Raw genomic sequence first — 18,772 nt, 5'->3', positions numbered from 1 at the left:
CTCTCAAGCTCAGCTTGATGCAGTTGCCCGCCAACTGAACGAGCGGCCCCGCAAGACGTTAGGCTACGAAACACCCGTCGAGCGATACCGACGAACCGTTGCGTCGATCGGTTGAATCCAAGGCCGAAAGCGAACCATTGGAGGGGGAAGGCTTGGCGATGTATATCGGGCGAAGGACAGGTGTCCGGTCCGTGCCGGCCACATCAGGCAAGGTCACTCGCCGAGCAGCTGCCTTTCCGTCCCCGGCGACGGTGGCCATACTAAGGTCATGACCTACATTCGCCGAATCCAGACGCACCTGACCAGCCAGTTGCGGAGCGAGGCATGGCGGCGCCGTGCCGCCCTCTGGACGGGCGCGGTGGTGGTTGCGCTCGCCGCGATCCTTTTTTCCAAGGCCAGCGATGCGGCATTTGCCCTGTTTCGACGCGCCATTGAGCACTCGCCGTGGTGGGCGCTGCTGCTCACGCCGGGAATCTTTGCGCTGCTGGCGTGGCTGACCGGCGGGGTGCTTCGTCCCACCCGGGGCAGTGGCATTCCCCAGGTGATAGCGGCGCTGGACAAGCCCGATGAAGCATTCCGGAAAACCAACCTTTCACCGGCGGTTTCGGCAGGCAAACTGCTCCTGACCTCGCTGTCGCTGCTGGGAGGTGCATCGGTGGGTCGCGAGGGGCCAACGGCGCACGTGGGCGCCAGCCTGATGTACCTGTTTGGCCGCTGGTTTGGTTTCAAAGACCCGCGGGAGCTGTCGCACTTCCTGTTGGCGGGTGGTGCGGCCGGTATCGCGGCGGCCTTCAACACGCCGTTGGCCGGCATTGTGTTCGCCATTGAAGAACTCAGCGGGCGCTTCGAGCATCGGTTCTCGGGAACGCTGCTGACTGCGGTCATCGGCGGCGGCGTGGTGTCGCTGGGCATTCTGGGGGAACTACACCTACTTCGGCCATGTGACAGCCGGCCTTCCGTTGGGACACGCGTGGTTGGCCATCCTGCTGTGCGGGGTGGTGGCTGGTCTGCTGGGCGGGGTATTTGCCCGCATGGTGCTGGCCAGTGCTGCAGGGCGCCCGCGCTGGCTGGGCAACGTGCGGCAGCGGCATCCGGTGTTGCTGGAAGCTGGCTGCGGGCTGGTAGTGGTTGCGCTGGCGGCGTTGTGCGGCGATGGGGCCTTTGGCACCGGCTATGAGCAAGCGCGCAGTCTTGTGCAGGGTCAACCGACGGTTGGGCACGAGTTTGGGCTGATGAAGCTGCTGGCGAACCTGGCCTCTTATGCGGCCGGCATTCCGGGCGGACTGTTCTCACCGGCCCTGGCCGTCGGCGCCGGCCTGGGCCACAACCTAGCGGTGGTGATGCCCGGCGTGGACCCGCGCGCGTTCGTGCTGCTGGGCATGTGCGCATACCTTACCGGTGTCACCCAGGCGCCATTGACCTCGGCGGTCATCTCGCTCGAACTGACGGACAGTGGCGATCTGCTGCTGCCTATCCTGGCAACGGTACTCACTGCCCGTGGGATGTCCGGGCTGGTGTGCCGGACGCCGATATACAAGGGACTGGCGGAGCAGTTGCTGTCGCCGGGTTTGCAGCAACCGAGCAGCAAATCGTAACCATTTGTCGCTGCCGCGATCTCGCCGATTCAAATTGGCTGGATGCATCAGTGGGCGGTCCCGGCAGGCAACGTGCTGCTAAGAGTGGCGGTGATAGGCGGGTACCGGACGGCCGTACTCAACGATCTGCCGGACCGCCTCGATCTTGAACTCATCGGTGTACCGCTTCGTGCTCATAACCACCTCCGCCTAAGCCATAGTTTATGGCTGCGAGGTGTCTACGGAACCCTGGGCGATTCAGTCCTTCAATTCTTGGCGGATCGAAGGTGGGAGGCAGGCGGATATCTTTCCAAACATCTTCGTAACTGATTCTGTCGACAACGGACTATTTTGCTGTGTGTTCAGCAGAAAGGCGTGGCTTGGTTTTCCTCGATAGTTTTCGACGTAGGTCTGGATCAGCCCAGCGATCGCATTGCTTACCGGCAGTTGACGGACCGAACTCGCCGACTTGATGCTGGGCCTGGAGTACCTCGGATCACCATCGTCGCCGGAATATTTGCTTTCTTGCACGTCCATCCAGCAACGGGATCGCTGCTGACTTTCGTCAAAGGCATTTTTGATCACGTCCGCGCTAAGGAGCAATAACTCGCCGCGTCTAAGGCCTTGGTGGAGCATCAACAGGAAGGCCACGAAGGCGAGCCACCGCGTATTCCTGCGTTGGAAGGGATTGCGGGCAGATGATGGGTCCAGGACTTCATATAACGCCTGGATTACGCTTGCCGGCAGCGATCGGATCTGATTCGTGTGCCTGCCTTGGCGGATGTGCAGTTGCCCGTACAGATGTGACAAGCGATGCAGTCGGGTCTCGATCTGTCGGATGCGGTCGGTCGAGATCGTTGTCTTGGACAACCAAGTAACGATTGATACGACGAATTCATGCCCGGATCGCCAGCGCGACTCATCCGCTGGGCCCACGGAAGGTTGATTTCGGATCGATATGAACCAGGACTCCAGGATGTCTGCGAGCACGGCATCGTTCAGGCTGCCCAACGCGTCATCTAACGCATGGCTGCCAAACAGACGGTCCGCATGACCGTACAGATTCTCGATGTGCCGAAGTTTTTTGATCTGGCTGGATGCCGCGAGGTCATGGTTGGCCATCAAAGCCCAAACACCAGCCCAGTACCGTGGCAACCTTTGAACATCATCAACAAGCAAGCCGCCACGTAGCGGGCTTGGAACCAAAGGATCCATAAGCAGGCAGAGCACAGGCAGATCCCAGCAAGCCAAGCAGCCTAATTTGTACCATCAATCGTGCTTGCTGTTGCGGTCAAAAGGAGCTGGAAGCAGTCTTTCACGCAACACTTGGAGAAGTACCACTTTTTCGCATAATATAGATTATGTTACGTTATATCATCGCACTTTTTGCCACTGCAGTCAGTGCCGGCCATCACCCCAGTGCTGCTGGTGTTGACGGCGCCGGAGACGTGGAGTTGTTGAGCGCAGTGAACTTGGTGCAGCGTATGCAGCAACTTGGGGCAATCGACGCGCTGACCTGCGTGCACTCCCAATGGCTCGTCGTGATCTTGGTGCATCGCCAATGGTAGGTCGCGAACTTGGAGCATCCCCAATGATGTTTCCAGGTTGCTGCGTCCTCAGCTGCAGCGGAAATGGTGCAGCCGTCAACGCAACGCAACCAAGTTGGGACATCGCCAATGAAAGCACTCTTCTTGCGCGGTCCGTCGAACGAGGTTGTAGGAAGACTTGGTGCCAATGCAGCACCAAGTCCAAATGCACAGGAGCTACAGGCGTTGAGCGATCCAAGCAGAGGTGGCAGGCCTCATGAATCCGCTGTAGCTACCGTTAGCAAGCTGCGCAACAAATATGGCATCGTTCGCGTCGATCTTCAGCTTCAAGTCCGCGCACAACGCACCTGCGGACAGGTTCGTTGATATCCACCTGACAGTCTCCAGGTTCGGATCAGCAACGTTTTCATGCCGATCCAGGTGATTGAGAAACGCGGTTCGCTTCGCGGTGTAGTTTACTTCCCGATTCAAGTTCCAGGTGACGACGTAGACAGCCATTTCGATCCCTCGAGACTGACACTCACTGTGTCGGCGGAATCTTAGTAAACGCGACGCGTGTCACGCAATGCTGACGGTGCTAGCGGTCCGAAGATGGGCGATAGACGCCCCCTGCCCCGATGTTTTCAGGCTTCCGATAAGATATATTTATCGGAAGCATGCGTATATTTCCCCATTATTTTCAGCCACCTATGAATGCCCCGCCGCCATCCCTGACGACCTCACCTCCCGTAGGTTCGGCCGCCTCTCTGCTGTCGCAGTCGTCTGCAGACGCTGTGCGCGAAGTCTTTGCAGAGGCAGCATCAGCAAACACGACACGCAGCTACGCCACCGCCCTGCGCTACTGGGCGGCCTGGTTCCAGTGCCGCTACGGGGCGCCCATTTCAATGCCTGTTGAAGCCGCCTGCGTCATCCAGTTCATCATTGATCATCTGGCTAGGCGCTCAGGCGATGCGCTGACGTGGGAGCTGCCTCCGGCAATGGATGCGCTACTGGTGGAAGGCAAATTCAAGCAGCGCCAGGGACCGCTGAAGCTATCGACCATCGTCCACCGCGTTGCGGTGCTCTCCAGCGCCCATCAGCTCCTCAAGCTGGCCAATCCCTGCGAAAGCAGTGAGGTCCGGCAACTGTTGGCCAGGGGCCGTCGCGCCGCCCATAAGCGCGGCGAACGCCCAAGCAAGAAGACTGCCATCACCGCGACCGAACTAATGGCGATGATTGCTACTTGCGGTGATGACCTGGTGGGCAAGCGTGATCGTGCCCTGCTCTACTTCGCCTTCGCCAGCGGCGGACGACGGCGGAGCGAGACCGCCCGTGCCACCTTGGCCAAGCTAACGCCTATTGATGGGGGCTACCTCTACCACCTGGACATTGGCAAGACGCTTCAGGACGGCGTCAAGTCAGGTGGTTCCCCGGACAAACCGTTGTTGGGAGCACCCGCCGAGGCCATTCGATCCTGGGTAGTGGCCGCTGGCCTTCAAGAGGGCTTCCTGTTTCGCCAGCTTGCTTACGGACGTGTCGGCGCGGGTCTATCCCCGAAGTCAGTGGCCACGATTATCCAAACTCGTGCACAGGCAGCTGGTTTGATAGGTGACTTTGGTGGGCATAGCCTTCGATCGGGCTTCGTGACTGAAGGGGCGCGGCAAGGAATTGCGCTTCCGGCCATCATGGCGATGACCGATCACAGGTCCGTTGTCAGCGTCATTGGCTACTATCAAGCGGGTGCGGCTGAGATCAACCCTGCCGCGCGAATGCTTGAAGGCGCAAGGAAGGCGCTTACAGGCGGTATCGCTGGGTTAGCTGAGGGATCAGACTCCGCAGACGCCTAGGCACAATGGTCTGGCGGCGTTATCGCCCCCCCGTCTTCGGGCAGCGTCAGCTGGACTGAGTTCCAGTTTCATCAATCGCCCGAGCGCACCGTTTGAGGGCTTCTGGCGTTGTCGTTGCGCCCATGCAGGACATCAAGCAGCGCTCCACCGCGCTGGCCGGACCTCATCGCATGGTGGTCGCCCGCGGGCAACGGCGCTTCCAACCATAGGGGGAGCGCGGTTGGGGATATCATCAACGAATGAACGCCACCACCGAATTCTGGCGCGATGCGGCCATGCCGTACGTCGAAAGCCGGCGCGCCTGCGACAGCCGGGCCTGCTACAGGACACATAGCCATCCGACTTTCTCCATCGGGGCGGTGGACCAGGGCACCAGTCTGTTCACCGGCGCGGCTTGCGGCGCCGTCACTCTGCACAGGGGGGCGGTGGTGTTCGTGCCGGCCTCGCGCGTGCATGCCTGCAATCCACTGCCTGATACGGCGTGGAGCTATCAGATGCTTCACCTGGATGCGGCCTGGCGACAGGCCGTCCGTCAGGAATATATAGCGTTGGCGAGCGCTGCCGAGGATGGGGAGCCGGTTCGCGTGCTGGTCGACCCCATCGTGCATGCGCGCTTCTGCCGCCTGAACGCCCTGCTGTTTTCGACGGCCGACTGTCGCGACAAGGAGGCCGCGTTGATCGAGTTCATCGGTCAGTGCGACGAGACCCAGGGCCTGCACATTCCTCGGCCGGGACCCACCCGACGAACGGCAGTACAGATCGCTCCCGTGCTGGAATTCCTGAGTACGCAGCCGGGCACTGACACCTCGCTGGTGGATCTGGCGCAGCGGGCGGGAATGAGTCGCTATCAGTTGATCCGCGCCTTTCGTGCCGCTACCGGCATGACACCCCATGCCTGGAAATTGAACGAACGTGTCAATCTTGCACGGGAGCGGATCCGTGCTGGCGCGAGCATCATCGGGGTAGCCCACGAGCTGGGATTTGCTGACCAGGCGCACTTCCAGCGGGTGTTCAAAGCGCACGTCGGCGTCACCCCAGGCAGCTTCCGGTCATGACGCGACTGCAATTCCTTTCAATACAGGCCGATCCTGAACCGACATCCTTCGAGCGACCTCCTCGACTGTGTATTCTGGATGCAGCAATTTCTGATCATCGCCGCAGCGCACTTCATGGCGCTGCTGCTGCCTGGCCCTGACTTTTTCCTGGTAGCCCGTACGTCGCTGTCCAGCGGTTGGCGCATCGCCAGCGGCGCCTGCCTCGGGATCGCCATGGCCAACGGCGTCTTCATCATCACCGCGTTCGCGGGCACCGCTGTGCTGCGTCCTGGCAGCACCCCGTTCGTGATCCTGCAGGCCGCAGGATGCACGTACCTGCTCTATCTCGGCATCCTGTTCGTTCGCCACGCCGGTGCCACTGGGCTGGAGCAGGTGAGAGCCTCCAGCCATCCCTCCAGCCATCCCTCCAACCGCCCCGCACGGCAGGCCCGCGCCTGGTTGCGCGCAACTGGGATGGGCTTCCTGTCGGGGATCCTCAATCCGAAGAACGCGCTGTTCTACACCAGCCTGGCGTCGATGCTCAGCGGGCCGCATGCCAGCGCGGGCTGGAAGGCCGTCTATGGCCTGTGGATGTTCGGCGTCGTCCTGCTCTGGGACCTGATGGTGGCCGGTCTGATCGGAAACCGTGCCGTCCTGCAACGCTTTTCGCGCGCCCTGCCCTGGTTGCAGCGAGGATCCGGCGTCATGTTGATCGCACTCTCCGCAGGAGTTATCAGCACCCTGCTCATGCGCTAGGTTGCCGGTACGGCCACCATGATCTTGCCGACTTGCTGGTTCGCTTCAAGGTAACGATGGGCCTCCTGGATGTCGTCCAGCACGAACACCTTGGCAATAATGAGGGTTGGCCAGGAATCGTTCCGAGAACAGTCATTTCTCTGCTAAGGCACTGAATCAACTTGCCCATAGTGTTAGCTGCTGCATCCGACCATGTTGTGAAGCGCAGCCAGCCTCCTGCGGACACTAGAAAAGTGATTGTTCGGCGGCCGGGATGGTCGGATCTTTAGAGCAATTGTTGGAACCAAGAGATGCACTGTGGTTGTCGCCTCACATCGACTACGGCCCTTACAGTTGTCGACGTGAAATCATTCAATCGACCCACCCCAAGTATGCTGCGCAAGGCGCTGAAGCGAACCTCTAGCCGTATGGGATGGGCAATTCGCGCTGCCTATAGAACATCGGCGCTTATGGACCTGCTCGAGGACGCAGCGATCCGGAAGGCTCGCACGCTAAAAGCAATCGCACACAAGACGCAGCGGCAGGCAAGGCGATGGACCGAAGGTCATCCTTACATGCTCTTGGCAGTCTTTCCGCTCTGGGGCAATCCGCGGTCATTCCCGGTGACACCCCGAACGCGCCTGTGGAAGCGCTTCTTGGGCGGTCTTGCACTGATCAGCGTTGCAACTGGACCATGGGCCGTCGCATACGGCCAGCTTCAGTCCATGTTCGCTGATATGAATGAAGCCAAGGCCGTGGCCAAGACTGGCCAGATCGCATTTGACCAACTGAAGACGATGCTTGAGCTCAGCAGTGCTCTGATCCCGGTCTTTGGATGCGCCCTCATCGGGCTCATAGCAGCGATGGCAATGCTCATGCACCGCTTGGAAATCGTGGTGACTCAGTGGGATCTACGGGCGCGGCCGCGGGTCGGGTACCGATTCCATGTCGTCCAGGTTAGCTCGCTGGCGTTGTACCTTGGTCTTCTGACCCAGTGGCTCACATGGTCAATGAACCATCGAAGCTTCGCTGAGCCTCTGTTTCATTGGGCGATCAACTCACCGCTGATTCTGCTGCCCGCCTGTCTATGGCTGCTTGTGCACCGCCATCTCGACAAGAACCGCAAGGCAGTCCGCCGCAAACTATACGGAGACCCGAAGCGCGCGCTGATAGCCTCCCTACTCTCAACAGGCCTGTGTGTCGGAGTGCTAGCGCTCCTGATGAGGTCCCTCAAATAGAAGGCCGAGTCGTATTGCCGCTGAACCCAGGGAGCGACCAGTTGAATCGCCCCGGCTTCTGTAGACACCCCGAAGCCTCATTTTGATTGCTGCTTTTCAAACTCTACCGGAGATAACCCGTTGTTGTGTCCGTGCTGTCGTCTGGTGTTGTAGAACATCTCGATGTAGTTGAAGACGTCGGACCTTGCTTCCTCGCGTGTCACGTAGATCCGACGCTTGATGTGCTCGCGTTTGAGAAGTCGGAAGAAGCTCTCGGCGACCGCGTTGTCGTGACAGTTACCTCGCCGGCTCATGCTGCTGACGAGTCCATGCACTTTCAGAAGATCTTGCCAGTCGTGTATGGCCTACTCTCTCCAGACGCCGGCGGTGATGGGAAATTGCCCGAACGACTTGCGCCTGTTGCCGGCTCGCCCAGGACCTACCTCTCTTGCTCGGCTGACCGGTCGAATGCTGGAAGCTGTGGTCGATCCCGGCCCCAATGCCCGTCATGCAACCCCAATGACTACCTTCCCGAATGGTCCTTCCTGAAGCCGCTTGAACGCGGCAGGCGCTTCGGAGAAGGAAAACACCCGATCGATCACCGGCTTGATGCCGAACGAGTCGATGGCAAGGTTCATCCCTTCAAACGAGCGTCGGTGCCCAACGGAAACGCCGCGCAATGTGGCACGTCGGAGCTGAAGCGGGATCGCTGGCATCCGCAGCTCGGTGTCCTCCATGAAGCCGATCTGGAGGATATGCCCGCCGCCGGCCAAAGCCTGCACAGACTGGCGCAGGTTGTCGCCGCCGATCATCTCCAGGATGTGGTCGGCGCCCTCGTCCTCTGTGAGATCGGCAACCGCCCTGGCCCAGTCGGGCGTTTGCACGCCACGTTCAATGCGCCCGCGCCTACCGGCACATCGTGCAGCACCTTGCCGCTGGCCACGTCGACGATGAGCAGGTTGTCGGTGCCCTGCGACGCCACGAAAAGGCGGTTGCGCTTCGCATCGAAGGCGACCCCGGAGGCGCTGATCGAATTGCCCAGGTCGATGACCTTCTCGACCTTGCCGCTGGCCACGTCGATCACCGCCGCCTCGGGCGTGCCGATGCTCACCGTGAACAGCTTGCCGCTGGCTTCATCCAGCACCAGGCTCATCGGCACGAACTTCTCGTCGTCCACGCCGGATGCCAGCGTGATCGGCTCCAGCGCCTTGAAGGTCTTGGCATCGAACACGGACAGGTGATCCTCGCCCGCCGCTGACGCGAATACCTTGCCGCGCTTGGCATCCACCACCACGTCGCGCGCATGCGGCACCGCGCCCACCGGGAACTGGTGCACCAGCGACAGGTCCGACTGGCGGTATACCGCCACGGTGTCCTGGCGGGTATTGCTGACCCACACGTTGCCGTTGGCATCGTCCACGCCCACGCCGTACACGGCGAACACGCTGCCGCCCTTGGCGTCAGGCACCTGCGCCGGGGTGATCGCCTTGACCACCTTCAGGGTCTTCGGGTCCACCTTCAGCAGCTGCGACTGGGTCACCGGCGGGCGGCCCACCGCCGAAGTCACGAACAGCGCATTGCTGCCCGCGCTGTAGGCGCTCTGGTACAGGCCCTGGACCAGCTTGCCTGAGCTTTGCTTGAATGCCTGCTGGCCACTCAGCGGCAGGTTCGGCGACACCCGCAGCGCAACCACGGTCGCGGCGGCCGGCTGGCTGGCGCGCACCACCACCGGGTGCTGGCCGGGCACGGCGTCGGCCGGGATCTGCACGCTGGCCTTGAAGTTGCCCTGCTCGTCCACCACCACCGGCGTGGCGTTGAGTACGGTCTCGCCGCGCAGCAGGGTCACCTGCTGGCCGGGCACGAACGCGCGGCCGGTGACCTCGGCGGTGCTGCCCGGAATCACGTTCTCATTACGGGCACTTACCGTGCCGCGGAAGCCGTTGGCGGGCGCATCGAACACCGGCTGTGCGGACACCGCACCGGTAGCCAGCGACAGGGCCAGGGCCAGCGCGGCAACGCGCGGGAGGGAAACCAATCGGGACATAGCAGACTCCTTCTGTAGGGGCGCGCCAGCGGCGCGTGTCACAAGGGTTGCCTTGGCAGGGCCGGATCGGCGCAGCCTGGGTAAGGGAAAACTCAATCGGCGCTCTTGTCGGCCACGCCATACAGCGCGGCCAACGTGGCTTTCAGCGATGCCGGCAGCATCGGGCCGTGGCCCAGACCGGGAAATTCGCGGTAGGTGACCTGCACGCCCGGCACCTTGGCCAAGCGCCCGCTCAACGCATGCGCAGCATCGGGCGTGGCGCCTGCGATACGGCGCAGATGGGCGACCACGCGCGGGTTGCTCATGTCACGCACGCCGCGGTTGCCGCTGCGTTCGTCACCGCCAAGCATCAGCCACACCTTCGCCGGCGAGGGATGGGCGATGAAGCCCTGCTCCATCGCGCCCTGCGGCGCGCCCTGGCTCCACCACAACGAAGGGCTGGCGCTGACGTACTGCTGGAAGGCGGTGGGCTGCGTATACAGGGTGCTGAGCACGAACAACCCGCCCAGCGAATGACCCCAGAGCGCCTGCTGCTTCGTGTCCACGCGGGCACGGCGCTCCACCTCAGGCTTGATCTGCTGCTGGATTACCTCGAGGAACGCCTCGGCGCCGCCACCACTGGACTGCGAGGTGCCGTTCTCGTCGTTGGCCGTGTCCACCCAGGCGGTGTAATCGAGCGTACGGGCGGGCGAATCGATGCGCAGGTCGTTGTCATAGCCGATGAACACCAGCAACGGCGCAGCATGTGCGGCCAGGTCGCTCAGCAAGGCCTGGTCGAACACCATGGCCGCTGCATTGCCATCCAGCATGTACAGCACCGGCGCCGGCGCGCTGGCCTTGCGCGTGGGGACACCGATGTTCACGCGCCAACGCCGTGCGGGCTCGCCACTTTCAATAACGAAACGTTCGAACCGATAGCTCTGCGCCGGCTGGTCCAGCACGGTCTCGCCGACGGTCTGCAGGGGATTGCGCTGCTGGGCGGCCGCCGGCGCCATCGCGACCACGCCCAGTGCCGCAGCAGCGCCAACGTTGCGCAACCACGGGGAGAGAACAGCAATCAGACTGGAAAGCACGGCAGGCACGACTCAGGGCAAGGCGATCGCCCCAGTGTACCGCAAATGCGAATGGGTATCACTTGCCTGGTGAACACCCCGCAACGGTCCCACGACCGCTGGTCCTTCCCCGCAACGGTAACTCACGACCGCTGGTCCTTCCCTGCACCGGTAACTCACGACCGGTGCTCCTTCCCTGCACCGGCAACTCGCGACCGGTGTTCCTTCCCTGCACCGGCAACTCACGACCGGTGTTCCTTCCCTGCACCGGTAGGTCACGACCGTTGGTCGTGACCCAACAAACAGAAAGTCCGGCCAAAAGGCCGGACTCTCGTTATTCCGTCTGCGCAGCAGCTTATTCTTCTTCTTCCTGCTGGCCGCCCTGCTGGTTGCGCTCGCCCTTCTGGTTCTGGTCCTGCTGTTGCTGCTGGCCCTGGCGCTGCTGGTCTTTCTGGTTCTGCTGGTTCTGCTGGCCCTGCTGCGGATTCTGCTGGCCCTGCTGCGGATTCTGTTGGTTGCCCATCATGCTTCTCCGGTAGACGGCGTCGAAAGCGATGCCGGTGAGCCAACACTAGGCATCGCCGCGTTACCGCCGTGTGCGGTGGAAAGCCCGCGCGTCAACGCATCACGCATGTACGTAAACAGTTCAGAACTGAGCGCGTTCTTCGTCACGCCGTTGTCGCACAGCAGATGACTCAAGGATCCGCATCGAAGATCACGGTAACGTCACCGCGATAGTGGCTGCCGGGGTGGTCCAGCATCTTGTTGACCGGCTCCCCATTGACCGCAAAGTGAAGCCGCGAGGGCCGACGGATCACCAGCGACTGCGTGGTGAAGACAGGCGGCGCCATGGTCGTCGTCAGCGGCAGGCCCACCGCGTCTTCCCCGGTGGATGCCACACGGAAGCCCGGCAATGTCAGGTGGATGTCCAGCGGTGCATCCTCCGCAGTCTGGGTCATGTTGCGGATCGCGCATCGGCCATCGGGTAACGGGTACTGGCACTGCAGCGATACACTGAACTGGCCGGAGCTGCTGACAGTGAACGGAAGCTCCCGCTCAAGCGTCTTCGGCACGATCCCATGATCGCTCCACTGCGTCCAGCCGCCCTTCGGGGCGAGCACGGCGCGATCGCTACCCGGCGGCAGCTCGAGTTCGAAAGGATGATGCACGTCCAGCTCGAAGTGGACGTTCACCACGTTGTCGTCCAGCACCATGCCGTTGCCCAGATCGAAATCGGCGCCCTCGCCGGTGCCGCCCACTCGGAACATCGTCATGCCCCGGTACACACCGCTAGGCATGCCTAACGGCTCGGGAGTCGTCAGCTTGTAGGTGAAGTCGAACTCACTCATGACGTAGTTGTTCGTGTCAATCCAATGCAGTGCACACGCCACCACGCCTTCGCCACCGTCCCGACGCAGCATCATGCGCATGACGCTGCGGTTGTTGGCGTTCCGGTTGGTCAAACCGAAGCCGCAGTTGTTTGCCGCACCAAGAGACGCCGGTTCAGTGCGACCATCGCCGTCCTGGTCCCAGAGTCGCAACGCCGTTCCAATGATGCTGAACTTGAGATCGAACGTGTGCGCACCATCGTCCGATGTGACATTTACCGTCCGCGCCGATGGCATGCCGACATAGAACCCGTTCGGACCGTAGTTATCCTCGCGGATGGCGTGCTTCGCTCCACGGATCCCCGTGTCGATGCTCCACCAATTGTTGTTGATGCAGGCCTGCAGGTGCGTGCTGTTGCACACCCCGGACCACGGCGTGGTGTTGACAAACTCACGCTTGTCCGGATTGAGGACGCTGGGCTTGAACTCTGCCGTGATAAGGATATCCGACGCATGCGCGCTACCAACGCCCATGAGCAGTGCCAGCACACACAGCGCCCGGCGCAGTCGTAGGCGAACCCTGGTTGAGTGAATCGAGATGGTCATGGCATTGCTCCAGCAGCCGGTGCGCTTGGTCCGGACTGCGCCTGGGTGAAGTTGGACGGCGGGCACTGCAGGATGCCGACCAGCCAGGTGTCGCCTTCGGGGCGGGTGGTGGTGCCGTCGAACGCGAAGCTGCAACCGGCCACCTTGGGGTGGCGAACTTCCAGCGTCGGGGTTTTCGCACTCATTTCCAGCGCGAAGAACCCGTCCGCCTCGGCGACGCTGCGCCCGGCATGGTTGATCACGTGGGCGCCAGCCAGCGGGTTACCAGCGGTGTCCTTGAGGTGGCCCATCACTGTGAAGGTGCTGAGCACTTCCACCTTGCCGTAGGCCACGCCACCCTTGTTGAGGTGATAGTCCAGCGTGGCCGGCTGGATGCTGGCCGCCGGTGCGGCGCGCCCATGGAAGTCGATCTGCAGGGCGCCCGTGCGATAGGCGGTAACCGGCAGGAAGTTGCGGCCCGGGTGCAGCACGTACGAGCCGCCGCGGCTGTCGTGCGCGCGCAGTGCCACGTCGGGCAGCTCCGTGCTCACGTCCACGATCATGCCGGTATCGACGCTGCTGACCTGACCCGCACCGGCGATGGCGAGCTTGCCGACGCCAATGGCCATGGTGCTTTCCAGGTTGAGACCGCCACTGAGATTGCCGCCCAGCGACGAGCGCTGCGCATGCATGTCACCGCGCAGTGCAGGATGCTCGAACTGCGCGTTCGTGCTCAGGCCCAGCCCGTCGCTGTCCAGCGTGGCCTGCCCGGCTACACTACGCAGCAGGCCCTCTTCATAGCTCTGCTGGGCGCCCGCGCTGGCATACAGGCTGCGCCCGCCATGGGTGGCGGTACGGCTGCCGAGGCTGCCGCTGTAGCGGCGCCCTTCGCGGCCCAGCGCGATGTTCAGGGTGAAGTCCACGCCGCGATTCCGGCGCATGCCACTGCTCGCGTTGCCCGGGCGGTCGAACACCGCCGCACGCCAGGTGGCGTCGCTGCCGAACAGGGTCTGGCGGCGGCTGAACGACAGATCCAAGCCCACGCCGTTGCTGGTTCCGCTGTGATGCGACACGCGCGCGGCAATGTGGCTGCTGTCGCCCAAGCGACGGTTCATGCTCAGCGCACTGGTCTGCAGCCAGCCCGAACGGGTCTGCGGCGCCTCCGAGCCCGGCGGCAGCGGCGGGTAGGCATCATCACCGGGACGGCGACGCTCCTGCCAGCTGCGGTTGTGCGAGGCAATCACGGTGCCCTTGCCGTAGCGCCACATGCCCTGCAGGTCCACGCCACTGCCATGGTCGCCGCTGTAGGCGTTGGTGTAGAGGTTGGCACGGTCGTTGATCTGCCAGTCCAGCGAGCCGGCGAAGGCATTCTCGCCATCCAGGTGCTGGGCAGACAGGCCGACGATCGCGCGCGGATGGGCCAGATAGTTGACGATGCCACCCGCGGCAAACGCGCCGGCATTCGGGTCCTCCAGACTGTCCAGCAGGCTGTGCTGGACGCCGGCGAACGCGCTGTAGCGCCAGCGGCGGCTCGGGTCGCGCCAGTTGCCGGGCTTGTGGATGACGGTGGTTTCGCGCGAGCTTTCGCGCCCGTCCTCGATGACCCGCAGTTCGACCTCGTAGATGCCGCCCGGCAGGCGCCGGGTGTCGAGTTCCTGCAGGCCCGGCTGCAGGGGCTGGGTCAGGACCAGGCTGCCGTCGCGGAACACCTCCACGGTGCCCTCGCGGTTGGCGGTCACGTACACCGGGTACAGGCTGGGCGCGCGCGAATCGATGGCCAGGCTGTCCGATGAGCCGGCCATCATGCCCACGGTGGTGTGGCTGAGCGACCCGGGCGCACGCGGCTGGCGGGTGACGCCCTGGAAGTTGGGCAGGAAGTAGCCCACGCGCAGGAAGTTGTCGCGGAATTCGCGCTGCGCGTATAGGCTCTGCACCGAATGGCGCAGCGCACTTTCATCGTCGCCACTGCGGTCCACCTGGTAGTTGCCCACCAGCGTCCACTGGCCCAGGCTGCCCTGCGCGTCCACGGCATAGCGGCCGGCGGCATTCACGCCCTCGCCCGCATAGGCGTTGAGCTGGTGGCGAAGGATCAGGCCACGGCTGCCGCCTTCGGGCAGCGCAAGGTGGCGCACCTGCTCCGCCGCGCGGCCACCCGCTTCGGTGGCAAGGGAGAGCAGCGAGCTCTCCAGGCTGTAGTGAAGCCGCACCAGGCCATCAGTGCAGGCCTGCTCGCACGCACCCAGCGGGCGCGGCGCTGCCAGCACCTTCAACCAGCGCTCGCGTTCGGAGGCCGGTTCGGTGCTGTCGTGGCTGTCGGTGAATTCCAACAGCGACAAGGTGTTTTCGCGGGTCAGCAGCGCCCGGGCATCGCCCAGGTACTGGCCATCGCGTTCGACACGTACCACCAGGGGCACGTCGAAGAAATGGTCACGGAAGTCATCGGGCAGGCCTCCTGCCTGGTCGAGCAGCGTGAGGCTTTCCAGCGCCGCAGGCGCAGCCTGCACTGCTGCAGCACTGCAATAGAGCATGACGGCGGTGGCGAGGGGAAGCAGACGCGGTGACATGGCCATTCCTGTGTGCAAGAAAGAGGGGCGCGGGAGCGCCCCTCCTTGGCAGCCGCAGCTGCCGGGGTGGTGCATGCGCAATCGCGCGGCGTTACGGGGTGCCGCTTTCAAACATCATGAAAACGTTGCCCTGATAGTTGCCGTGCACGTAGCCGTCGCCGGTCGGGGCAGCGGCGGTGATGGCAACCGCGGCACGCTTGCTGGCCGCGGCTTCGGTCGGGGTGGCCACTTCAACCGCATTGGCGGAGCCGACCTGCAGCTCCTGGCCGGCAACGGCCACGGTCAGGTCGATCGCATTGCCGGCGCTGGTCAGCAGCGCTTCGGTGGTCAGGTAGGCGTTGATCGCGCCCAGGCCACTCTTCATGTCGATCTGCTGCTGGATCGGGTCCAGACGCTCGGTCGCGATGTTCCAGCGCATGGACTGGGTCTGGCCGGCCCAATCGCCGACCGGCGAGATCTGCAGGCCGGCAGACGACGGGATGACTGCTTCAACAGTCACCTGGACCGGGAACTGCTCGGTGGCGGCCATGGCGGCAGCCGGGGTCAGAATCAGGGCACCTGCGGCGGCCAGGACGGTGGTCTTGAGGTTCATTGCGTTACATCTCCAACGGGAAGGTGTCGCCTGGAGTCCGGCGACGGGACGGCGGTTCCGGGCGGAACCTAGGGGCTGAGCAGGACGTCCTTGCGGCTGTCCCCCTCAACGATCTGGAAGCGGTGCAGGTGCCCGGCACTGCGCGTGAAGCGCTCGGTGCGCTCGGGCAGCAGGTGCACCTTGCGCGACGGCGAGCACTTGGCCGCCTTGTCCTGCGCACTGCACTGGCGGATGTCGTCGAGCACCACGGTGGTATTGCCTGCGTTGCGCAGCTGCACGTAGGTGTCCTGCGTTTCGGTCTGCACGTCGTAGCGGGCCTGGTCGGGATGCACGATCACGAACACGCCATAGCCGGTCAGGACGTTGACGCCGGCCGACAGTTCTTTGCGGTAGTCATCACGCTGCGCATCGGTCAGCGCGAACTCGTCCTCGGACTGCGGCAGCACCGGCACGAAGCGCACGCGGTAATAGCGTTCAACACTGCGATCGCCCTGCACCAGCAGGCGCGTGGCCTGCTGGCCCTGTGCCGGCACGATCATCCGCGACGGGCTGGCGATCAGCCCTGCGGCGGCACCCGTGCCGGAGGTATCGACCGGGATTTCCTGATGGGTGCCGTCGGCGGCGTAGCGCACCTCGCTGATCTGCACGCGCACGAACGCCGTTGCATCGCCGGTGTTGCGCACCCGCTTGAGCAGCGCGCCTTTGCCCGGTTCGGCGTATTCGTACATCGCGCCGACGTGGATATTGGGGGCGGCGGCTTCGGCCGAATGAGGCGATGCTGACATCGCCATGGCCATAGCTACCGCCATCGCGGTCATCAGACGCTTCATCGAAGGGACTCCTGTTATTGACGGGTCGATCACGAAAGGCGGTTGTCATAACCATCTCGAATCGAGGGCGAAGAATAGGCAGCCGCCTCCTGTCGCCACGTGCAACTTTTTGCAAGAGGCACTGCAATAGGTTGCAACTGCGATTGGAATGACCAACAGATACGTGCGAATGCATCGCCGCGTTGAATGGGGAGCAGCGTAAAGTTCTGCTGCAGCGCGTCACATTCAATATTTCTCAATGCGCCACTGCAATTAGTTGCAGTGGCGCCCAAACGAGAACGCCCCGCTGATGAGCGGGGCGTTTGTTCCTTCTCTTGATTGTGCTTCGAGCAGGCCGTTACTGGGCAGCGTCCTGCTGCCACTTCGCAACCTTGGCACGCGTCTGTGCCAGCAGCGCGTCCAGCGCCTTGCGGTCATATACATGGCCACGCAGCACCACCGTGTTGATCGCGCGCGTGGCCTGGATGTCCTGCAGCGGATTGGCATCCAGCAGCACCAGATCGGCGGCCTTGCCTTCGGCGATGCCACCGTAGCGGTCCAGCGTACCGAACCAGGATGGGCCTGCACGGGTGGCCGATGACAGCGCCTGCGCGGGGGTCAGGCCTTCCTTGACGAACAGGCTCAGCTCATCGTGCAGGCCGATGCCCGGATAATTGAAGGAGTTCAGGAAGCCCGCGTCGGTGCCGGCCATGACGGTCACCCCGGCTTCCTGCAGCATCGGCAGCACGGCCGCTACCTGGTGGTACTGCTGGTGGCGGTCGGCAATCTGTGCCGGGCTGGCCTTGGCCGCGCGTTCCACCCGCCACTGGTAGGTGGCCTGCAGCTTCGGGCCGATATACGCCAGGTACGGATCGTTGGCGTGGTTGTCCTGGTCGAGGAAGTCGAGGATGCGGCCGCCATTGAGCGTGGGCGTGACATACACACCCTTGGCTGCAAAGCCGCGATACGCGGCCATGGCGGTCTCGCGATCAAAGCCTTCATCAAGCCGGCGATTGGCTTCGGCGCGGTCAATACGCTTGGCAGCGAAATCGGCGGCGATGGCGGCCTCGTCCTTGACCCCGGCCTTGTAGGCGTAATCGAGGTGTTCGATCGAGCTGATGCCGGCGTCCACCGCCTGCTGCACGGTCAGCGCCATCGGGATGTGGCCTGACGCACGCAGGCCATTGGCGCGCGCGCCGCTTACCGCGGCCAGGAACAGCGGCGGGGTCAGGGTGCTGTCGGTGATCTTGACGAAGTCCACGCGGTCGCGCTTGAGCTGGGCCAGCGCAGCGTCCAGGTCGGCCTGGCTGCCCACTTCCAGCGTACCCTTCCAGACCGGCTTGATGCCTTCGATCTTGGCGCCGGAGCTGAACAGCTGCGGCCCTTCCAGGCTGCCGCCGGCAATCTCTCCACGCCACTGCAGCACCTGCGTGGGCAGGTCACCGGAGCAGTCGCGGATGGTGGTGATGCCGTGGGCAATGTACAGCGGCAGCAGCGCCTTGTTTTCTTCGATCAGCTCCGGTCCGCCGCCGAAATGCACGTGCATGTCCCACAGGCCGGGAATCAGGAAGCGGCCCTTGCCATCGATGCGCTGCGCTGCCTTCCATTCCTTGGCGATCGCGCGGTCGTCGCCGACCGCGACGATGTCGTTGCCGCGCACCACCACCGCCTGGTCGGCACGGGTGGTGGCATGTTCGACATCGACCACGGTGGCGTGGCGGATGATCAGGTCGGCCTGCTCGGCGGCCAATGCAGCGGGAGCCAGGGCAAGCAGCAACGGGAACGCGGACAGCACTTTCAGGTTCATGGCGGGCGCACTACAGGGAAGACCTCCGCACCATACGGTGCGGAGGTAGGCATTCACC

Annotated in this window: 15 protein-coding genes and 4 pseudogenes; 6 read left to right on the top strand and 13 right to left on the bottom strand. The window is 63.3% G+C overall.

Annotated elements, in window-relative coordinates; all coding sequences use genetic code 11:
* Positions 1-115 (top strand): annotated as a pseudogene (locus QMX79_RS14620) (IS30 family transposase); the annotation flags it as partial.
* Between the two features lie 153 nt (positions 116-268).
* Positions 269-1,595, top strand: a pseudogene (locus QMX79_RS14615) (chloride channel protein).
* 102 nt (positions 1,596-1,697) lie between these two features.
* Here the strand turns inward: QMX79_RS14615 and QMX79_RS14610 are convergent.
* The 3 genes and pseudogenes from QMX79_RS14610 to QMX79_RS14600 form a co-directional block, all read right to left on the bottom strand.
* Positions 1,698-1,772, bottom strand: a pseudogene (locus QMX79_RS14610) (transposase); the annotation flags it as partial.
* Between the two features lie 60 nt (positions 1,773-1,832).
* The gene (locus QMX79_RS14605; protein WP_282247386.1) at positions 1,833-2,804 is read right to left on the bottom strand and encodes a site-specific integrase; all 972 of its coding nucleotides are present in this window, start codon (positions 2,802-2,804) and stop codon (positions 1,833-1,835) included.
* Positions 2,805-3,337: 533 nt separating this feature from the next.
* Positions 3,338-3,619 carry a hypothetical protein gene (locus tag QMX79_RS14600; protein WP_282247385.1) on the bottom strand — a complete coding sequence of 94 codons (282 nt, stop codon included), beginning with the start codon at positions 3,617-3,619 and terminating at the stop codon, positions 3,338-3,340.
* Between the two features lie 191 nt (positions 3,620-3,810).
* Between QMX79_RS14600 and QMX79_RS14595 the strand changes: the two genes are divergently transcribed.
* The 4 genes from QMX79_RS14595 to QMX79_RS14575 all read left to right on the top strand — a co-directional run bounded on the left by QMX79_RS14595 (position 3,811) and on the right by QMX79_RS14575 (position 7,954).
* Positions 3,811-4,947, top strand: coding sequence for a tyrosine-type recombinase/integrase (locus QMX79_RS14595; protein ID WP_282247387.1), 1,137 nt, complete (start codon positions 3,811-3,813; stop codon positions 4,945-4,947).
* Positions 4,948-5,186: 239 nt separating this feature from the next.
* On the top strand, positions 5,187-6,002 hold the full coding sequence (locus QMX79_RS14590; protein ID WP_282247384.1) for an AraC family transcriptional regulator: 816 nt from the start codon (positions 5,187-5,189) through the stop codon (positions 6,000-6,002).
* Positions 6,003-6,080: 78 nt separating this feature from the next.
* Entirely contained in the window at positions 6,081-6,737 is a 657-nt protein-coding gene (locus QMX79_RS14585) for a LysE family translocator (RefSeq protein ID WP_282247383.1), read from the top strand.
* 449 nt (positions 6,738-7,186) lie between these two features.
* Entirely contained in the window at positions 7,187-7,954 is a 768-nt protein-coding gene (locus QMX79_RS14575) for a hypothetical protein (protein ID WP_282247381.1), read from the top strand.
* 77 nt (positions 7,955-8,031) lie between these two features.
* Here the strand turns inward: QMX79_RS14575 and QMX79_RS14570 are convergent.
* From QMX79_RS14570 to QMX79_RS14525, 10 genes and pseudogenes are all read right to left on the bottom strand, one after another.
* Positions 8,032-8,289, bottom strand: a pseudogene (locus QMX79_RS14570) (IS3 family transposase); the annotation flags it as partial.
* Positions 8,290-8,439: 150 nt separating this feature from the next.
* The gene (locus QMX79_RS14565) at positions 8,440-8,817 is read right to left on the bottom strand and encodes a zinc-binding dehydrogenase (RefSeq protein ID WP_282247380.1); all 378 of its coding nucleotides are present in this window, start codon (positions 8,815-8,817) and stop codon (positions 8,440-8,442) included.
* A complete protein-coding gene (locus tag QMX79_RS14560; RefSeq protein ID WP_282247379.1) occupies positions 8,742-9,977 on the bottom strand; it encodes an ATP-binding protein in 1,236 nt (411 codons plus the stop codon). The genes QMX79_RS14565 and QMX79_RS14560 overlap by 76 nt, the downstream gene beginning before the upstream one ends.
* Before the next feature lie 92 nt (positions 9,978-10,069).
* Entirely contained in the window at positions 10,070-11,050 is a 981-nt protein-coding gene (locus QMX79_RS14555) for an alpha/beta hydrolase-fold protein (RefSeq protein WP_282247378.1), read from the bottom strand.
* 334 nt (positions 11,051-11,384) lie between these two features.
* Complete coding sequence (locus QMX79_RS14550; RefSeq protein ID WP_176472691.1) at positions 11,385-11,552, bottom strand: hypothetical protein; 168 nt, start codon at positions 11,550-11,552, stop codon at positions 11,385-11,387.
* 172 nt (positions 11,553-11,724) lie between these two features.
* Positions 11,725-12,963 (bottom strand): hypothetical protein, encoded by a 1,239-nt coding sequence (locus QMX79_RS14545; RefSeq protein WP_282247377.1) that lies wholly within the window; start codon positions 12,961-12,963, stop codon positions 11,725-11,727.
* On the bottom strand, positions 12,960-15,506 hold the full coding sequence (locus QMX79_RS14540; RefSeq protein WP_282247376.1) for a TcfC E-set like domain-containing protein: 2,547 nt from the start codon (positions 15,504-15,506) through the stop codon (positions 12,960-12,962). The genes QMX79_RS14545 and QMX79_RS14540 overlap by 4 nt, the downstream gene beginning before the upstream one ends.
* Before the next feature lie 91 nt (positions 15,507-15,597).
* Positions 15,598-16,098 (bottom strand): CS1 type fimbrial major subunit, encoded by a 501-nt coding sequence (locus tag QMX79_RS14535; protein ID WP_282247375.1) that lies wholly within the window; start codon positions 16,096-16,098, stop codon positions 15,598-15,600.
* Between the two features lie 68 nt (positions 16,099-16,166).
* The gene (locus QMX79_RS14530) at positions 16,167-16,928 is read right to left on the bottom strand and encodes a CS1 fimbrial subunit B flags: Precursor (protein ID WP_282247374.1); all 762 of its coding nucleotides are present in this window, start codon (positions 16,926-16,928) and stop codon (positions 16,167-16,169) included.
* A 337-nt stretch (positions 16,929-17,265) separates the two neighbouring features.
* Positions 17,266-18,714, bottom strand: coding sequence for an amidohydrolase family protein (locus QMX79_RS14525; protein ID WP_282247373.1), 1,449 nt, complete (start codon positions 18,712-18,714; stop codon positions 17,266-17,268).
* Positions 18,715-18,772: the final 58 nt, after the last annotated feature.

The sequence above is a fragment of the Stenotrophomonas sp. PS02300 genome, from assembly GCF_029959395.1.
Lineage (GTDB): Bacteria > Pseudomonadota > Gammaproteobacteria > Xanthomonadales > Xanthomonadaceae > Stenotrophomonas > Stenotrophomonas maltophilia_AD.
Note: the sequence above shows the minus strand (reverse complement) of the source record. Positions and strands in the feature narration are given on the sequence as shown.

Excerpts from the sequence above, each read along its gene's own strand:
- QMX79_RS14595 (WP_282247387.1), top strand. The coding sequence starts at position 3,811 with ATGAATGCCCCGCCGCCATCCCTGACGACCTCACCTCCCGTAGGTTCG.
- QMX79_RS14530 (WP_282247374.1), bottom strand. The coding sequence starts at position 16,928 with ATGAAGCGTCTGATGACCGCGATGGCGGTAGCTATGGCCATGGCGATG.
- QMX79_RS14600 (WP_282247385.1), bottom strand. The coding sequence starts at position 3,619 with ATGGCTGTCTACGTCGTCACCTGGAACTTGAATCGGGAAGTAAACTAC.
- QMX79_RS14540 (WP_282247376.1), bottom strand. The coding sequence starts at position 15,506 with ATGTCACCGCGTCTGCTTCCCCTCGCCACCGCCGTCATGCTCTATTGC.
- QMX79_RS14525 (WP_282247373.1), bottom strand. The coding sequence starts at position 18,714 with ATGAACCTGAAAGTGCTGTCCGCGTTCCCGTTGCTGCTTGCCCTGGCT.
- QMX79_RS14590 (WP_282247384.1), top strand. The coding sequence starts at position 5,187 with ATGAACGCCACCACCGAATTCTGGCGCGATGCGGCCATGCCGTACGTC.
- QMX79_RS14575 (WP_282247381.1), top strand. The coding sequence starts at position 7,187 with ATGGACCTGCTCGAGGACGCAGCGATCCGGAAGGCTCGCACGCTAAAA.
- QMX79_RS14550 (WP_176472691.1), bottom strand. The coding sequence starts at position 11,552 with ATGGGCAACCAACAGAATCCGCAGCAGGGCCAGCAGAATCCGCAGCAG.
- QMX79_RS14585 (WP_282247383.1), top strand. The coding sequence starts at position 6,081 with ATGCAGCAATTTCTGATCATCGCCGCAGCGCACTTCATGGCGCTGCTG.
- QMX79_RS14535 (WP_282247375.1), bottom strand. The coding sequence starts at position 16,098 with ATGAACCTCAAGACCACCGTCCTGGCCGCCGCAGGTGCCCTGATTCTG.
- QMX79_RS14545 (WP_282247377.1), bottom strand. The coding sequence starts at position 12,963 with ATGACCATCTCGATTCACTCAACCAGGGTTCGCCTACGACTGCGCCGG.
- QMX79_RS14560 (WP_282247379.1), bottom strand. The coding sequence starts at position 9,977 with ATGTCCCGATTGGTTTCCCTCCCGCGCGTTGCCGCGCTGGCCCTGGCC.